The sequence below is a fragment of the Rhizobium sp. WSM409 genome (assembly GCF_057653825.1).
This window is the reverse complement of the sequence record NZ_CM172794.1, coordinates 1,734,997-1,750,716: the sequence shown is the minus strand read 5'-3', so window position 1 is coordinate 1,750,716 and position 15,720 is coordinate 1,734,997. Positions and strand designations below refer to the sequence as shown.

The 15,720-nt window shown below is 60.1% G+C and carries 18 protein-coding genes; 7 read left to right on the top strand and 11 right to left on the bottom strand.

Annotation, left to right across the window (positions count from 1 at the left end; genetic code table 11):
• Positions 1-27: 27 nt before the first annotated feature.
• The 5 genes from frr to AC25BC_RS08860 all read right to left on the bottom strand — a co-directional run bounded on the left by frr (position 28) and on the right by AC25BC_RS08860 (position 4,668).
• Positions 28-588: a ribosome recycling factor gene (gene frr, locus AC25BC_RS08880; protein ID WP_011651816.1), complete on the bottom strand. Its 561-nt coding sequence runs from the start codon at positions 586-588 to the stop codon at positions 28-30.
• Positions 589-752: 164 nt separating this feature from the next.
• Positions 753-1,475 carry a UMP kinase gene (pyrH, locus tag AC25BC_RS08875; RefSeq protein WP_003539289.1) on the bottom strand — a complete coding sequence of 241 codons (723 nt, stop codon included), beginning with the start codon at positions 1,473-1,475 and terminating at the stop codon, positions 753-755.
• A 96-nt stretch (positions 1,476-1,571) separates the two neighbouring features.
• Complete coding sequence (gene tsf / locus AC25BC_RS08870; protein ID WP_012757313.1) at positions 1,572-2,498, bottom strand: translation elongation factor Ts; 927 nt, start codon at positions 2,496-2,498, stop codon at positions 1,572-1,574.
• Between the two features lie 241 nt (positions 2,499-2,739).
• Complete coding sequence (gene rpsB / locus AC25BC_RS08865; protein WP_003539287.1) at positions 2,740-3,507, bottom strand: 30S ribosomal protein S2; 768 nt, start codon at positions 3,505-3,507, stop codon at positions 2,740-2,742.
• A gap of 324 nt (positions 3,508-3,831) precedes the next feature.
• On the bottom strand, positions 3,832-4,668 hold the full coding sequence (locus tag AC25BC_RS08860; protein WP_012757312.1) for a cell envelope integrity EipB family protein: 837 nt from the start codon (positions 4,666-4,668) through the stop codon (positions 3,832-3,834).
• A 136-nt stretch (positions 4,669-4,804) separates the two neighbouring features.
• Here AC25BC_RS08860 and AC25BC_RS08855 point away from each other — a divergent pair, with 136 nt between their 5' ends.
• From AC25BC_RS08855 to AC25BC_RS08835, 5 genes are all read left to right on the top strand, one after another.
• Positions 4,805-5,275 carry a RidA family protein gene (locus AC25BC_RS08855; protein ID WP_012757311.1) on the top strand — a complete coding sequence of 157 codons (471 nt, stop codon included), beginning with the start codon at positions 4,805-4,807 and terminating at the stop codon, positions 5,273-5,275.
• The gene (locus AC25BC_RS08850) at positions 5,272-5,991 is read left to right on the top strand and encodes a glycerophosphodiester phosphodiesterase (protein WP_012757310.1); all 720 of its coding nucleotides are present in this window, start codon (positions 5,272-5,274) and stop codon (positions 5,989-5,991) included. Before AC25BC_RS08855 ends, AC25BC_RS08850 begins: the two co-directional genes overlap by 4 nt.
• Positions 5,992-6,168: 177 nt before the next feature.
• The gene (locus AC25BC_RS08845) at positions 6,169-7,359 is read left to right on the top strand and encodes a GNAT family N-acetyltransferase (RefSeq protein ID WP_012757309.1); all 1,191 of its coding nucleotides are present in this window, start codon (positions 6,169-6,171) and stop codon (positions 7,357-7,359) included.
• A gap of 54 nt (positions 7,360-7,413) precedes the next feature.
• The gene (locus AC25BC_RS08840; protein ID WP_012757308.1) at positions 7,414-7,845 is read left to right on the top strand and encodes an HIT family protein; all 432 of its coding nucleotides are present in this window, start codon (positions 7,414-7,416) and stop codon (positions 7,843-7,845) included.
• A 56-nt stretch (positions 7,846-7,901) separates the two neighbouring features.
• Positions 7,902-8,192 (top strand): Dabb family protein, encoded by a 291-nt coding sequence (locus AC25BC_RS08835; protein ID WP_012757307.1) that lies wholly within the window; start codon positions 7,902-7,904, stop codon positions 8,190-8,192.
• A 72-nt stretch (positions 8,193-8,264) separates the two neighbouring features.
• Here the strand turns inward: AC25BC_RS08835 and clpA are convergent, their stop codons facing one another.
• The 6 genes from clpA to AC25BC_RS08805 all read right to left on the bottom strand — a co-directional run bounded on the left by clpA (position 8,265) and on the right by AC25BC_RS08805 (position 14,132).
• Complete coding sequence (gene clpA / locus AC25BC_RS08830) at positions 8,265-10,757, bottom strand: ATP-dependent Clp protease ATP-binding subunit ClpA (RefSeq protein ID WP_012757306.1); 2,493 nt, start codon at positions 10,755-10,757, stop codon at positions 8,265-8,267.
• Positions 10,758-10,767: 10 nt separating this feature from the next.
• Positions 10,768-11,118: an ATP-dependent Clp protease adapter ClpS gene (gene clpS, locus AC25BC_RS08825; protein WP_017988219.1), complete on the bottom strand. Its 351-nt coding sequence runs from the start codon at positions 11,116-11,118 to the stop codon at positions 10,768-10,770.
• Between the two features lie 276 nt (positions 11,119-11,394).
• A complete protein-coding gene (locus tag AC25BC_RS08820) occupies positions 11,395-11,766 on the bottom strand; it encodes a phasin family protein (protein WP_012757305.1) in 372 nt (123 codons plus the stop codon).
• A 274-nt stretch (positions 11,767-12,040) separates the two neighbouring features.
• A complete protein-coding gene (locus AC25BC_RS08815; RefSeq protein ID WP_003539277.1) occupies positions 12,041-12,244 on the bottom strand; it encodes a DUF3126 family protein in 204 nt (67 codons plus the stop codon).
• A gap of 140 nt (positions 12,245-12,384) precedes the next feature.
• Positions 12,385-13,218 (bottom strand): serine O-acetyltransferase, encoded by an 834-nt coding sequence (gene cysE / locus AC25BC_RS08810; protein WP_003539276.1) that lies wholly within the window; start codon positions 13,216-13,218, stop codon positions 12,385-12,387.
• A 128-nt stretch (positions 13,219-13,346) separates the two neighbouring features.
• Positions 13,347-14,132: an alpha/beta fold hydrolase gene (locus tag AC25BC_RS08805; protein ID WP_017993974.1), complete on the bottom strand. Its 786-nt coding sequence runs from the start codon at positions 14,130-14,132 to the stop codon at positions 13,347-13,349.
• Positions 14,133-14,277: 145 nt separating this feature from the next.
• Between AC25BC_RS08805 and AC25BC_RS08800 the strand changes: the two genes are divergently transcribed.
• Positions 14,278-14,523 (top strand): zinc-finger domain-containing protein, encoded by a 246-nt coding sequence (locus AC25BC_RS08800; protein ID WP_003539274.1) that lies wholly within the window; start codon positions 14,278-14,280, stop codon positions 14,521-14,523.
• Between the two features lie 27 nt (positions 14,524-14,550).
• Positions 14,551-15,705 carry an FAD-dependent monooxygenase gene (locus AC25BC_RS08795; RefSeq protein ID WP_012757303.1) on the top strand — a complete coding sequence of 385 codons (1,155 nt, stop codon included), beginning with the start codon at positions 14,551-14,553 and terminating at the stop codon, positions 15,703-15,705.
• Positions 15,706-15,720 lie beyond the last annotated feature (15 nt).

The following is a 15,720-nucleotide window of genomic DNA, read 5'->3' as shown; positions in this document are numbered from 1 at the left end:
GTCTTTCCAGGCAAAGGCACAGATCCACTAGACCTGCATGATTTCCTTTTCCTTCTCGCCAAGCAAGCGGTCGATTTCGGAAATCGTCTCGTCCGTCATCTTCTGTACACGTTCCGACTGCGCCCGGCTCTCGTCCTGGCCGATTACGCCGTCCTTTTCGGCTTTCTTAAGGCCGTCCATGCCGTCGCGGCGGACATGGCGAATCGCCACTTTGCTCTTTTCGGCATAGTCGTGCGCCACCTTGACGAGCGACTTGCGGCGCTCCTCGTTCAGCTCCGGCAGCGGAATGCGCAGGTTCTGGCCGTCGATGATCGGGTTGAGGCCGAGATTGGATTCTCGGATGCCGCGCTCGACGGCGCTGACCATCGACTTGTCCCAGACGGAAACCGACAGCATGCGCGGCTCAGGCACGGTGATGTTGGCGACCTGGTTCAGCGGCATGCGCGAACCATAGGCCTCGACCGTGACCGGGTCGAGAATGTTGGCCGAAGCACGGCCGGTGCGCAGCGATGCGATGTCGCCCTTGAATACGGAAATCGCGCCGTCCATGCGGCGCTTCAGTTCCTTGATGTCGATACCTTCACTCATGTCGATGCTCCCGTCCAGAGCATGATGCCGAAAAGTGTCAGCGGTTTTCGGGCGACATCATGCTCTTACTATTTAATGTAGAACATGATTCAGCTTTCAGGCCAAACGGGCCTAAAATCATCATGTTCTAGCGAGGGCTGCGCCGAAACCGCGGCGCAGCTTTATCAGTTGTCGGAGACGATGGTCTTGAGGCCACCGCCCGTCAAGATTTCAGCAAAACCACCCTTCTCGTGGATCGAGAAGACGATGATCGGAATGGAATTTTCTCTGGCCAGCGCCACGGCGGCAACGTCCATCACCGCCAGCCCCCTGTCCAGCACTTCCTGGTGCGTCAGCCGGTCGAGGCGGGTCGCATCAGGATATTTCTTCGGGTCGGCGGTGTAGATGCCGTCAACCTGCGTGCCCTTGAAGATCGCTTCCGCACCCATTTCGGCGGCGCGAAGTGCTGCGGCGGAATCGGTGGTGAAGAAGGGGTTGCCGGTGCCGCCGGCAAAAATCACCACGCGTCCCATCGACAGATGATAAAGGGTCGCGCGCTGCGAAAAGCTCTCGCAGATCTCGGGCATGGAGATGGCCGAAAGCACCACCGTATCGATATTCAACTTGCGCAGCGAGGTCGCCAGCGCCAGCGCATTGATGATGGTGCCGAGCATGCCCATATGGTCGCCGGTGACCCGGTCGCCGCCCTTGGACGCTACCGCGACACCGCGGAAGATATTGCCGCCACCGACGACGACGCCGACTTCCACGCCCATATGCCGTGCCTCGGCGATGTCGGATGCGATGCGGTCCGCCACAGTCACATCGATCCCGAAACCCTGGCCACCCATGAGCGCTTCGCCGGAGGCCTTGAGTAGAACGCGTTTATAGACAGGCTCTAAAGACATCTTGGCTCCTCGTAAATTGCCGTGAATGCCCGATACACGAAGGGCACCGCGTTGTCACGCGATGCCCTTCGTGTTTTCCCAATTATGGCTGGAAGATCAACCCTTGACGGCAGCCGCGACTTCGGCCGCGAAGTCGGTCTCTTCCTTCTCGACGCCTTCGCCGAGCAGAAGACGGGCCATGCCTGCGACTTCGATCGGCGCGCCGACGGCCTTTTCAGCTTCCTTGATGGCGGCAGCGACCGTCAGATCCGGATTGATGACGAAAGCCTGCGAGAGAAGGGCGACTTCCTCGAAGAACTTTCGCATGCGGCCGTCGACCATCTTCTCGATGATATTGTCCGGCTTGCCGGAAGCGCGCGACTGCTCGATGAAGACGTTGCGCTCGCGCTCGGCGACAGCGGCATCGACTTCTTCCGGGCGGATTGCCAGCGGCGCGGTGGCGGCGATGTGCATGGCGACCTGACGGCCGATGGCGTTCAGGGCATCCTTGTCACCGGTCGACTTCAGCGCGACGAGAACGCCGAGCTTGCCGAGGCCGTCGGAAACAGCATTGTGGATATAGGTGGCGACGACGCCGTCTTCGACCGAGAGAGCGACCGAACGGCGCAGGTTCATGTTCTCGCCGATCGTTGCGATCGCATCCTTGATCGTGTCGGACACGGACTTGCCGGATGCCGGGTAGGTCGCAGCGGCAACGGCATCGACGGTTCCGTCGGTCGAGGCGGCGACCTTGGCGATGCCGCGGACGAGTTCCTGGAAGGCATCGTTACGGGCGACGAAGTCGGTCTCGGAATTGACTTCGACGACGACGGCCTTGGTGCCCTGGCTCGCAACGCCGATGAGGCCTTCGGCAGCGGTGCGGCCGGACTTCTTGTCGGCCTTGGCGATGCCCTTGGCGCGCAGCCAGTCGATCGCCGCTTCCATGTCGCCACCGGTTTCAGCAAGAGCCTTCTTGCAGTCCATCATGCCTGCGCCGGTCTTTTCGCGCAGTTCCTTCACCATTGCAGCCGTAATCTCGCTCATTAGCTTCCTCTTATCGGTTCATACGGTGGGCCGCAAAGCGCGGCTCGGCACCGGATTGAGGCACGAAATGTACCTGTATGTATGACAGCGTGATGAAGACGCGTCATAACGAAACTTATCGGACGGAGAGCCTGACGCCCTCCCCTTGAAACAGGCAAGGCCGCCGAACTTCGATGAGTCGCGAGCGGCCTTTCCCAGTCTCTGTAAGCATTGGCGGACCTTTTCGATCCGCCCGCTTTCATCAGCCTTCGGCTGCTTCCTCGAGAGCCGGCTCGACCGGAACTTCGGAGGATGCGCCGAGATCGCGGCCGGAAGAGCCCTGCTGACGCGCGATGCCGTCGATGGCGGCGCGGGAGATAAGCTCGCAGTAAAGAGCGATGGCGCGCGATGCGTCGTCGTTACCCGGGATCGGATAGTCGATCAGGTCCGGATCGCAGTTCGAATCGATGATGGCGACAACCGGGATGCCGAGGCGCTTGGCTTCGTCGATCGCGATCTTTTCCTTGTTGGTGTCGATGATGAACATCAGGTCGGGCGTGCCGCCCATATCGCGGATACCGCCAAGAGCCTTGTCCAGCTTCTCACGTTCGCGCTCGAGGTTCAGGCGTTCCTTCTTGGTGAAGCCCTGGGCTTCGCCGTTCAGGATCTCGTCGAGCTTGCGCAGACGCTGGATCGAGTTGGAGATGGTCTTCCAGTTCGTCATCATGCCGCCGAGCCAGCGCGAGTTGACGTAGTACTGGGCCGAGCGCTTGGCGCTGTCGGCAATGATCTCAGACGCCTGGCGCTTGGTGCCGACGAAGAGAACACGGCCGCCGCGGGCAACGGTGTCGCTGACGACCTGAAGGGCGCGCGACAGCATCGGAACGGTCTGGGCCAGATCGATGATGTGAATGTTGTTGCGATCGCCGAAGATGTACGGCTTCATCTTCGGGTTCCAGCGATGCGTCTGGTGGCCGAAGTGGACGCCTGCTTCAAGAAGCTGACGCATAGAAAAATCAGGCAATGCCATGCCTTGTTACTCCTTTTCCGGTTGAACCTCCGCAAGGCGAACAGCATCCTCTTCGAGAATGCCACCGGGCGGAACAGTCCGGATTTCTCCCGGACGATCCCATGCCTTACGTGTGGAATGCGGGTGCCCATACATTCGATTTGGCGCAAAAGCAAGGCTTATGCCGAAAAAACCTGGCTCACGCACCGGCCACGGCGCGTGGATCTCAATAAAAGAGACAAAGGCGACTGCCTGCCCTTGGAATGCCGCACTCAGCCTGCCAGCGTCGGCAGCAACATCGACAGGATGAATATCAGTCTCAGGGGCTGCGGAAGGCAACGAGGCCTACTTGCAAACCTCGGCCTTGCGGTCGAGCAACTCCAGCTTGGCGAGCTTGCCGGTCAGGACGAAATCGCCGTAATCCATCGTCAGGTCGCGGGTGATGCCGTTCTCATAGAGCTTGAAGGACATGCGGTAGACCGGCAAAGCATCCGATTTCGCACTCTCGTTGAAATAGGCGATCGTCACCGGCCAGAAGGCCGTCTTGGAGAAGGCGCCGGCATTGCCGGCATCGGCTTCCTCGGCGATCGGTGTCTCCTGCTTGCCGACGATCGTAGTCGTCGCCAGCGATTTGTCACCGTCATCGGAACCGTCGAAGACGCGCGCCTCGAAGAAGCGCTTGCCGTCCTTGGCGTGCTGGATCACATCGAGCATATGTTCCGTGGGAAAGCGGCTTTCTAAAAGCTGCAGCTCGCGGCTCGCCGGCTGCTTGAGATCTACCTTGACACCATCAGGCTGGTCCTGAGCCGCACCGTTGACCTCTTTATCGAGCTGCTCGTCGGTGAAGGATTTGGTGTCGAAGGTGAACTTGCCGTCCTTCAGGTTCTCGAAGGTCTTCGTCTGCTGGTCGCTGACACGCACGCTGTCGCCGGTGTCGATCTGCGTCACGAAGCGGAAGTTGGTGGTGAAGCCCTGGCAATAGCTGCCGTCGAATTCATAGACCATGCGACCGTACATGGCGGCGATGCCGGAGCGGTCCGAAGCGTCCTTCAGTTCCAGATCGTAGACCGCGCGATGGGCGACGAGGCCGGTCGCGATCGCAGCGCTAACCGCGGGCGCAGCCGCCCATGCATTGGCGGAAACGCTGGCGAAAAGCAGAGCGACAAGACTCGATCGGAACATTCATTAACTCCTGTTGGACTCGGTCGCGATGTTATAAGAACGCTTTCGGCCAAATCGAGGCTCGAAACTGTCATATTAAAGATTCTAGTCTTGATGCATAATTTTTGAAGAATTGACAACAAAAGCGGAGACGAAAATGTCCGATGAAATTGCAGCGCGCCTGATTGAGATGGGGATAACCCTGCCCGAAGCTGCAGCACCTGCTGCAAATTACGTTCCCTATGTCATCAGCGGCAATCTTCTCTACATCTCCGGTCAGCTGCCGCTCGAAGGCGGCAAGGTCACTGTCTCGGGCCATCTCGGCAAGACCGTCGACGTAGCAACGGGCCAGCGCGGCGCCGAACTCTGCGCCATCAACATCCTTGCCCAGGCGAAGGCGGCACTTGGCGGCGAACTCGGCCGTATCCGGCGCGTCATCAAGCTGAACGGCTTCGTCGCCTCGGCGCCCGACTTCGTCGAGCAGCATCTCGTCATCAACGGCGCTTCGAACCTGATTGCCGGCGTGCTTGGCGAAGCCGGCAAACATGCGCGTGCCGCCGTTGGCATGGCGGCCCTGCCGCTGAATGCCGCCGTCGAGATAGACGCTATCATGGAAATCGCAGAATGACCAATGTTGGCTGGATCAGGGACCTGCCGGTTGCCCATCGCGGCTATCACGACCTCAACACGCAGGTCTGGGAAAACACGCTTTCGGCTTTCTCGCGCGCCGTCGAAGCGGGCTTTGCGATCGAATGCGACCTGCATTACGCCTCCGACGGCGTGCCGGTCATATTTCACGACGAGGATCTGCAGCGCCTGTGCAACCTCCACGGCGACATCCGCGAGCGCACCTCTCGGGAACTCGGACTGATCGCCGTTGGCGGCACCAGCGACAAGGTGCCGACGTTGCGCCAACTCCTCGACCTCGTCGAGGGCAAGGTGCCGCTGGTGCTGGAGCTCAAGGGGCGCGAGGCCGACGACGAAGGTTTCGCCGAAGCTGTTCTCGAGGTGCTCGAAGGCTATGAGGGCAAGGTGGCGCTGATGAGTTTTGACCACTGGCTGCTGCGCGATCTGAGGGCGCTTGGCTCACCCTACCCGCTCGGGCTGACGGCCGACGGCAACACGCCGGAGGCGTTCAAGACACATGCGAAGGCGATGGAGATCGGTCTCGATTTCATCTCTTATCACTATGGCGACCTGCCGAACCCCTTTATCACCAGCGAACGCGAAAAGGGCATTCCTATCATCACCTGGACGGTGCGTGACGAAGAGGCGCGCCGGCTTACATTCGCAAACGCAGACCAGATGACCTTCGAAGGCTTCGATCCGCGTGTGGCTGCTTGACGCTCGCTTTTTGGCCAAGATCATGCACAGACTGCTGCATAATTCCTTAATCGGATCGACTTCAGGAAAAAATTATGCAGGAACTCAAAGTGTTACAGCATCCTTTGCGCGTCTGAAGACGCGCGGCGCTGTAAGGCAGAGCCGAGACTATCCTCCCACAGGTTTCGCATTTGTCCCATGACTGATGAATTATCCATTCGCGTAGAACGCTCCTTCACCGCGATTTCCCCGGAGAGTTGGTCCAGGCTTTCCGGGGCATCGAAGACTTGTGCTACGATTGCCTACAACCCTTTCGTTTCGCACGCCTTTTTATCGTCTCTGGAGGAATCTGGCTCGGCCGACGCCGAGACCGGATGGCTCGGCCACCATCTGCTGCTCGAGACCGGGCGCGGCGAGTTGATCGGCGCCCTGCCCGGCTATCTCAAGAATCACAGCCAGGGCGAATATGTCTTCGACCATGGCTGGGCCGACGCCTTCGAGCGGGCCGGCGGGCATTATTACCCCAAACTTCAGTGCTCGATCCCGTTCACGCCGGCGACAGGCCCGCGGCTTCTTGTCGCCGAGGGGCTGCAGCGGCTGCCGATCCAGAGCGCGATCGCCGAAGGCCTGAAGGAGGTGGTGCGCCGGCTCGGCATCTCTTCGGCCCATATCACCTTCGTGCCGGACGAAGAGATCGGCGTCTTCGAGATGGACGGCTATCTGCACCGCACCGACCAGCAGTTCCATTTCATCAACTACGGCTATGCCAATCACGAGGAATTTCTCGAAACGCTTGCCTCGCGCAAACGCAAGGCGTTGCGCAAAGAGCGCCGCGCCGCACTCGAAAACGGTATCAGCATCGACTGGCTGACCGGCCGCGACCTGACGGAACGCATCTGGGACCAGTTCTTCAAGTTTTACATGGATACCGGCGGGCGCAAGTGGGGCCGGCCCTACCTCACCCGTAAGTTCTATTCGTTGATCGGCGAACGCATGGCCGACGACATCCTGCTCGTCATGGCCAAGCGCGACGGGCGCTATGTCGCCGGCGCGATCAACTTCATCGGTGGCGACACGCTCTACGGCCGTCACTGGGGCTGCATCGAGGATCATCCCTTCCTGCATTTCGAGGTCTGCTATCACCAGGCGATCGACTTCGCCCTTTCGAAAGGGTTGAAACGGGTCGAGGCTGGCGCGCAGGGCGAACACAAGCTTGCCCGCGGTTACCTGCCGGTGACGACGCATTCCGCCCATTATGTCGCGCATGCCGGCCTTCGCCGGGCGATCGGCGACTATCTCGCGCGCGAGCGCGCCGATGTCGAACAGATGAGCGAACTGCTGACGGAACACAGTCCTTTCCGCAAGGGTGAGCGCCTGCAGGAGGATTGACGCCGCCGCACCGGCCGCGTTACCCGATCAACCATGAACTGAGGAGATTTCGTGATGACCAGCCCGGCCGCCTATGACGACAACAACATATTCGCCAAGATCCTCCGCGGCGAAATCCCCTCGCACCGGGTTTACGAGGACGAGCATACCGTCGCCTTCATGGATGTGATGCCGCAGGCGCCGGGCCATGTGCTCGTCCTTCCCAAGGCGCCGTCCCGCAATCTCCTCGATGCCGATCCAGCCACCCTCACCCACGCAATTACTGTCGTCCAGAAGATCGCCAATGCGGTGAAGGACGTCTTCGAAGCCGATGGCGTGTTCATCGCCCAGTTCAACGAGCCGGCCGCCGGGCAAACGGTGTTCCATCTGCATTTCCACGTCATCCCGCGGCATGAGGGCGCGGCGCTGAAGCCGCATTCCGGCAAGATGGAGGACGGTGCCGTGCTTGCCGCCAATGCCGAAAAGATCAGGGCCGCACTGGCGTAGGGTCAACACCCGTCGATTCAGAGAATTCAATCCGGACAATCATTTGGAACAAAATCATGATCCGCCATACTGTCGCATTCCGCCTGAAGCACGAAGCCGGCTCGGCTGAAGAAACGTCGTTCCTCGCCGACGCGCTGGTGCTTGCCAATATCCCGAGCGTGCGGAATTTCGAGCAGCTTCGGCAGACGAGTCCAAAGAATGCTTTTGCCTTCGGCTTTTCGATGGAATTCGACGATCAGGCTGGCTACGACACGTACAACCTCCATCCCCTGCATGTCGCCTTCGTGCGCGACCGCTGGGTGCCCGAGGTCGCCGATTTTCTCGAGATCGACTACACCAGGCTCTGAAAAGGGCGCATGCAGATCCGAAAACGAAAAAGGCCGCAGTGACGCGGCCTTTTCCAATTCGGTGACGGTATCTTACTTCTTGCGTGGAACCTTCGGAACCGCGCTTCCCTTCTTCGGGGCGTCGCGAACCTCAGGCTCGGCCTGCGGCACTGCTTTGGCGCGGGTCTTGCGGGCCGCCTTCGTCTTCAGCTCGCCGTCATCCCCATCATCGCCTTCGGGATGCACGACCTCGGCTTCGGGCTTCGGCTTGATCGGCGCCGTTTCCGAAATGGCTTCGAGCACGATGCCGGGCTTGCCGTCTTCCTTCGGGCCGACAGTGACGTTGACGACGCCGCCCTTCTTCAGCTTGCCGAAGAGGATTTCGTTGGCGAGCGGCTTCTTGATCGTATCCTGAATGACGCGAGCAAGCGGGCGGGCGCCCATCTTCTCGTCGTAACCCTTTTCCGCCAGCCAGGCGATTGCATCCTCGTGCAGGTCGAAGGTGACGTTCCTTTCGGAAAGCTGGGCCTCCAGCTGCATGATGAACTTCTGCACGACCTTGTGGATGACGGCCGTCGGCAACGCCGCGAAAGGAATGATCGCGTCGAGACGGTTGCGGAATTCCGGCGTGAACAGGCGGGTCAGCGCCTCCTCGTCCTCGCCGGTGCGTTTGGACGAGCCGAAGCCGATCGCCGCCTTGGCCATTTCCGACGCACCCGCATTGGTCGTCATGATCAGGATGACGTTGCGGAAGTCGATCTTCTTGCCGTTGTGGTCGGTCAGCGTGCCGTGGTCCATGACCTGCAGCAGGATATTGTAGATGTCGGGATGCGCCTTCTCGATTTCGTCGAGCAGGACCACGCAATGCGGGTGCTGGTCGACGCCATCAGTCAGAAGACCGCCCTGGTCGAAGCCGACATAGCCGGGAGGTGCGCCGAGCAGACGCGAAACCGTGTGCCGCTCCATATACTCCGACATGTCGAAGCGCAGCAGTTCGACGCCGAGCGACGATGCCAGCTGCTTTGCCACCTCGGTCTTGCCGACGCCGGTCGGACCGGAGAAGACATAGGCGCCGATCGGCTTGTTCGGCTCGCGAAGACCCGCACGCGCCAGCTTGATCGAGGTCGAAAGGGCTTCGATGGCTATGTCCTGGCCGTAGACCACCGAACGCAGTTCCTGCTCGAGATTGGCGAGCACGGCTTCGTCGTCCTTGGAGACGGTCTTCGGCGGAATGCGCGCCATCGTGGCGACCGTTGCCTCGATCTCCTTTTCGGTGATCAGCTTGCGGCGCTTGGACGGCGGCAGCAGCATCTGGGCCGCACCGGTTTCGTCGATCACGTCGATCGCCTTGTCGGGCAGCTTGCGGTCGGAGATGTAGCGGGCCGACAATTCGACGGCCGACTTGATGGCGTCGTTCGAATAACGCAGGTGGTGATACTCTTCGAAATAGGGCTTCAGGCCCTTCATGATCTCGATCGCATCCTCGATCGACGGCTCGCTGACGTCGATCTTCTGGAAGCGACGGACCAGCGCCCGGTCCTTCTCGAAGAACTGGCGGTATTCCTTGTAGGTGGTCGAACCGATGCAGCGAATCGCGCCCGATGACAGGGCCGGCTTCAGGAGGTTCGATGCATCCATCGCGCCGCCCGAGGTGGCGCCGGCGCCGATCACCGTGTGGATCTCGTCGATGAAGAGCACGGCGCCCGGATATTCTTCCAGTTCCTTGACGACCTGCTTCAGGCGCTCCTCGAAGTCGCCGCGATAGCGCGTGCCGGCGAGCAGCGTGCCCATGTCGAGCGAGAAGATCGTCGCATCGGCGAGCGCTTCGGGAACCTTGCCTTCGACGATGCGCTTGGCAAGGCCTTCGGCGATCGCCGTCTTGCCGACGCCGGGATCACCGACATAGAGCGGATTGTTCTTCGAACGGCGGCACAGGATCTGGATCGTGCGGCTGACCTCGGCGTGACGGCCGATCAGCGGATCGATCTTGCCGCCCTTGGCCTTCTCGTTGAGATTGACGCAATAGGCCTTGAGCGCATCCTGCTGCTTCTTGGGGCCGCCTTCTTCCTCGCCGCCGCGCGCCGTCGGCTTGCTGCTTTCGGCTTCGTCCTCAGCACCGCGCGGGGGACGCACATCCGAAGCGCCCGGCCGCTTGCCGATGCCGTGGGAGATATAGTTGACGGCGTCGTAGCGGGTCATTTCCTGCTCCTGCAGGAAATAGGCGGCATGGCTCTCGCGCTCGGCGAAGATCGCGACGAGCACGTTGGCGCCGGTCACCTCTTCGCGGCCGGACGATTGCACGTGGATGACGGCACGCTGGATGACGCGCTGGAAGCCGGAGGTCGGCTTCGAATCCTCGTCATAACCGGTGATCAGGTTGGAAAGTTCGTTGTCGACATATTCGACGAGCGTCTTGCGCAGCGCGTCGAGATCGACATTGCAGGCACCCATGACCGCGGCCGCATCGGCATCGTCGATCAGGGCGAGCAGCAGATGCTCGAGCGTCGCATATTCGTGGTGCCGCTCGTTGGCAAAGGTCAGTGCCTGATGGAGCGCCTTCTCTAAACTAGGCGAAAATGTTGGCACGTTCAGATCCTCACTTCTTTTCCATGACGCATTGCAGCGGATGCTGGTGCTGCCGGGCGAAGTCCATCACCTGGCTGACCTTCGTTTCCGCTACCTCGTATGTGAATATTCCGCATTCGCCGACGCCGTGGTTATGGACATGGAGCATGATGCGGGTGGCACTTTCACGATCCTTCTGAAAAAAACGCTCCAGAATATGAATGACGAATTCCATGGGAGTGTAGTCGTCATTCAAAAGCAGCACACGATAAAGATTGGGCTTCTTGGTCTTCGGCTTGGTGCGCGTGATGACCGAGGTTCGATTTGCGTTGTCCCCGTTCCTTTCGCTGTCGTTCTGCATCCGGATCGGCTTTGCGATCATTGTCATTCATTCCTCAAGCAATCCAGCGGAGCATGGGAGGGTGCTTTTCCCGCCGAATATCTGAAACACTAACTTAGTTCATAATAGGCTGATTTTAAGCCCCCTGTCAGACACTGCAATCAAGAAATGGCCGGCATGCACGGGAAAGACCAAAAAAGTCCCCGGTCGATCCCATGCGGGCGCTGCAGCGAAAGTGGAAACAAAAAGACCGGCTACAGATGCGTAGCCGGTCTTCATTTTTCAATATGTAGCGCAGGTTGCGCCTTTGAAATCAGTTCAAGCAGCAGCAGGCGTCGCCGCCGACACCGACTTTGCGGTCTTGACGACCGCAGCGGCGATCGGTGCCTCATAGGGCTTGTAGGCTGATTTGGCGAGATCGGCATACATCTCACTGAGCTTCGTCGTCTCGGAGACAAAGCCTTCAAAATACGCCTTGACGTAGCTCGTCTGCAGCTCGAAGGCGGCCTCGAAGCTCTTGACGCCGGCCAGCGTTTCGAAATGCGTCACCGCGTCCTGAAAAGATTTCTTCGAATATTCAGTGGCTTCGGTGGCGATTGCCTGAAAGCCCTTGGACGTGTCGGTATAGGTCTTCAGGGCCGTGTCGACGGCTTCCTTGCTCTTCTTGTTGGCGTCTTCAAAGTTGAACATGAGCCATCCTCCGTTGGGCTGTTGGTGGCCGCAGGGTAGCTGCAATGCACAAATAGTCAAGTAGTCTTGTGCGCTGCAAAACATCCAACGGTTGCATTACAAAAAGATAACAAAGGCAGCGCGCCGGGGCACGTACGTCTTTAATTGATTTTGCTAAAATATATCAGAATGCCGCAACCGGAAGTTTTGAATAAATTCTCGTTGCGAATCGAAAAAACGAAAAAAGGACCGAACGGATCGCGCCGTTCGGTCCTTTTGAAGCTTTCGAACGCGATCAGAGATCGACGTCGAGGATCGCCATCGAAAAGTTGTAGGAGCGGTCGCCGTCCTCGTCATCGATATAGACGACACCCAGAAATTCTTCGCCGAGATAGACTTCCGCAGAATCATCCTTGCGCGGACGCGCCTTGACGATCATCTGCGGATTGAACATGCGCTTGAAATAGGCGTCGAGCTTCTTGATTTCTTCTGGCTTCACTCTGTCATCTCCGTAAGCGGTCTTGATTGGCCGCTTCTTGCACAGGAAATGCAGCGGTGTAAAGGCAAGGTTGCCGTTTGCTCATGGCTCTCCCCGCTCGGATCCCGCCGACTTTTCCTATCCTTGTTTCCAACGGGCGCTCAGATGTCGGCGCCGATCACCTGGTCCATGTTGCGCGACGGCTCGGAACAACCGGCCTCGCCGACGACCTTGGCCGGCACACCCGCGACTGTCTTTTTGGGCGGCACCGCCTTCAGGACGACGGAGCCGGCGGCGACGCGTGAGCAGTAGCCGATCTCGATATTGCCGAGGATCTTCGCACCGGCGCCGATCATGACGCCGGAGCCGATCTTCGGATGGCGGTCGGCACCCTCCTTGCCGGTGCCGCCGAGTGTGACACCGTGCAGAATCGAGACGTTGTCGCCGATGACGGCCGTCTCGCCGACGACGAGGCCGGTGGCGTGATCGAGGAAGATGCCCTTGCCGATACGGGCGGCCGGATTGATGTCGGTCTGGAAGACGCTGGAGGAGCGGCTCTGCAAATAGAGCGCAAAATCGCGCCGGCCGCGGTTCAGCAGCCAATGGGCCAGACGATGTGTCTGCAGCGCATGGAAGCCCTTGAAATAAAGCACCGCTTCCATGAAGCGCAGGCATGCGGGATCGCGGTCATAGATCGCCTGGATATCGACGCGCAGGATGGAGCTCCAGTCAGGCCAGTCGAGGAGCATTTCCTCGAAAGTCTGGCGAAGCAGGTTCGCCTGCATGTCGGGGTGATCGAGACGTTCGCAGATGCGGTGGATGACGCATTCCTCGAGCGAATGGTAGTTGATCACGGTCGAATAGAGGAAGGCGGCGAGAACCGGGTCCCGTTCGGCGGCGAGCCGGGCTTCCTCGCGCAGGCTGTCCCAGATGGGATCCATCACCTTCAGCGGATGGCCTGTGTCAAAAGCACGAATGTCAGTCTTTGCGACCATCGCCGCTCTCCTCGCTGCCAGCCGGAATGCCGTTTTCGGAATGCCAATATATAGAGGAAAACGGCAATAACATAAATGGGTGCCGTCGCCATGGTTTTTTAGCATGGTTTTTCGGCATCACGATGTTGTCAGCAATGGGCGACCCTTGCATAGAAGGCCAGCACCGCCTGCTTGAAAACCCTGTCGCCGACGGCGAGCATATGATCGCGGCCCGGAATATCGAGCGCTTCGGCATTTTGCATCAGCGCCGCCAATTCCTGCGGCGAGCCGGCGATATCATCCTTGGTGCCGACGCCGATCAGCGTCGGCATGTCGAGCTTGGCCATATCGGAGCGGGCGACGAGATCGCGCGAGCCGCGGATGCAATCGGCAAGAGCGACCCGGTCGCTCTTCGTCTGCTCGGCGAAGGCGCGGAACATGCGGCCGCGGGCATGTGTCACCGCTTCCAGCGAGGGCGCCAGCAGCGCATCGGCAATAGGGTCCCAGTCGCCGACGCCGTCGGTCATGCCGATGCCGAGGCCGCCGAGCACCAGCGAACGGACGCGATGCGGATTGGCAAGCGCGGCAAAGACGGAGATGCGCGCGCCCATCGAATAGCCCATGACATTGGCCTCGGGGATGCCGAGATGGTCGAGCAGCGCGATTGCATCGCCGGCCATGATCCATGGGCGATAGGCTTCGGCATCGTGCGGCTTGTCGCTTGCCCCGTGGCCGCGATTGTCCATGGCAATCACCCGGAAGCCGGCATCACCGAGCGTCTTCAACCAACCCGGATGCACCCAGTTGACGTTTGCAGTCGAGGCAAAGCCGTGGATCAACATCACGGGCACACCGGCCGGATCGCCCTCATCGAAGAAGGCGAGCTGCAATCCGTCATGGGTGAAGCTTGAAAATGTGGGTGTATTCAGGTTCATCTGGCCTTCCTTTTTGGCGCGACCATAATCGAGCGGCCTTTCATCGTGAAGCCAAAAACTGTGCCTGGCGCAGTGCTTTGGCTCTACACATTTGCGGCGAAGGCTTATAAGGTTCGCGCACATTTCAAAGCATTCGGAGAGCGACATGGCCGGCCACAACATTCCCCACTTCCAGAACGACGGCGGTCACCGCGTTATCGAAGTCGGCGTCAAGGAATTCATGTGCACCGGCGCTTCGGCTCCCTTCGATCATCCGCATATCTTCATCGACATGGGCGACGACAACGAGAAGGTCTGTTCCTACTGCTCGACGCTCTATCGGTTCAATTCCGCGCTCAAGCCCAGCCAAACCAATCCGGCCGGTTGCGTTTTTCACGTGAAGGCGGCGTAGTCAGTCCAGATTCGGATCGGACGGACAATGCCGGTCGAACATGCCGCCATCATCGGCGCCGGGATATCAGGGCTGACCGCTGCCCTTGCGCTTTCGCGCCGGGGCATCAGTTCGGAGATCTTCGAGCAGGCGGGCGAACTCACCGAAATCGGCGCTGGATTGCAGGTTTCGCCGAACGCTTCGCACATCCTTGCCGAACTCGGCATCCTTGAAGGACTGTCAAAGGTCTGGCTCGAGCCGGACGCGATCCGGCTGATATCGGGCGGGTCGCTCCGCCAGCTCGCGGCGGTGCCGGCCGGCATATTCGCGCGGGAACGCTGGGGCGCTCCCTATGGCGTTCTGCACCGCACTACGTTGCAGAAAGCCCTTTTGGCAGCGGTTACGGCCGATCCGCGCTGCCGGCTTCACCTCGGCGTGCGGATCGATGCGACCCTACCGCCTTTCGAGCGGGCGGCCGACGTCGTGATCGGCGCCGACGGCGTCTGGTCGAAGCTCCGGCAATCCATTTCGGGCAGCCCCTCGCCGCGCTTTTCCGGCAATATCGCCTACCGCTTCACCATTGCCGAAAATGAGGCGCCCGGTTTCCTCGATAGGGCAAGCGTTTCGGCTTTTCTCGGCGGCTCGGCGCACCTCGTCTGCTATCCGCTGAGAGAAAGCGGCAGCTTCAACATGGTGGCGATCACCGCCGGCAATACCGCGCCGCAGGCCTGGCAAAGCGAGCCGACGGCCGAACAGCGCGCCGAGCTGCGGGCACGCCTTTCCGGCTGGAATGCCGCAATCGTCTCGCTGCTCGACAGACAGAATAAGCTAACGTTCTGGCCGCTGTTCGAAACCACATCAGGCACATGGCAGGACGGCCGAAAGACGGTGCTGATCGGCGACGCCGCCCACGCGATGATGCCTTTTGCCGGACAGGGAGCGGCGATGGCGATCGAAGACGCCTACGAACTGGCGGCGTTTCTTTCGAATAGCCCCATGGCGGAAGCGCTGGCGCGCTTCGAAAGACATCGGGCGCCACGCATTGCGAGACTTCGCCAGCGCGGCGCCTTCAACCGGTTCGCCTATCATGCGAAAGGGCCGATCCGGATCGGCCGCGATCTCGTGCTCGGCCTCAAGCCGCCGCTAAGCCTGGCGGCCGATCTCGACTGGATCTACGGCTATCGGGCTGCAGATCTGCCTTGAGGTTTCACAAGCGAC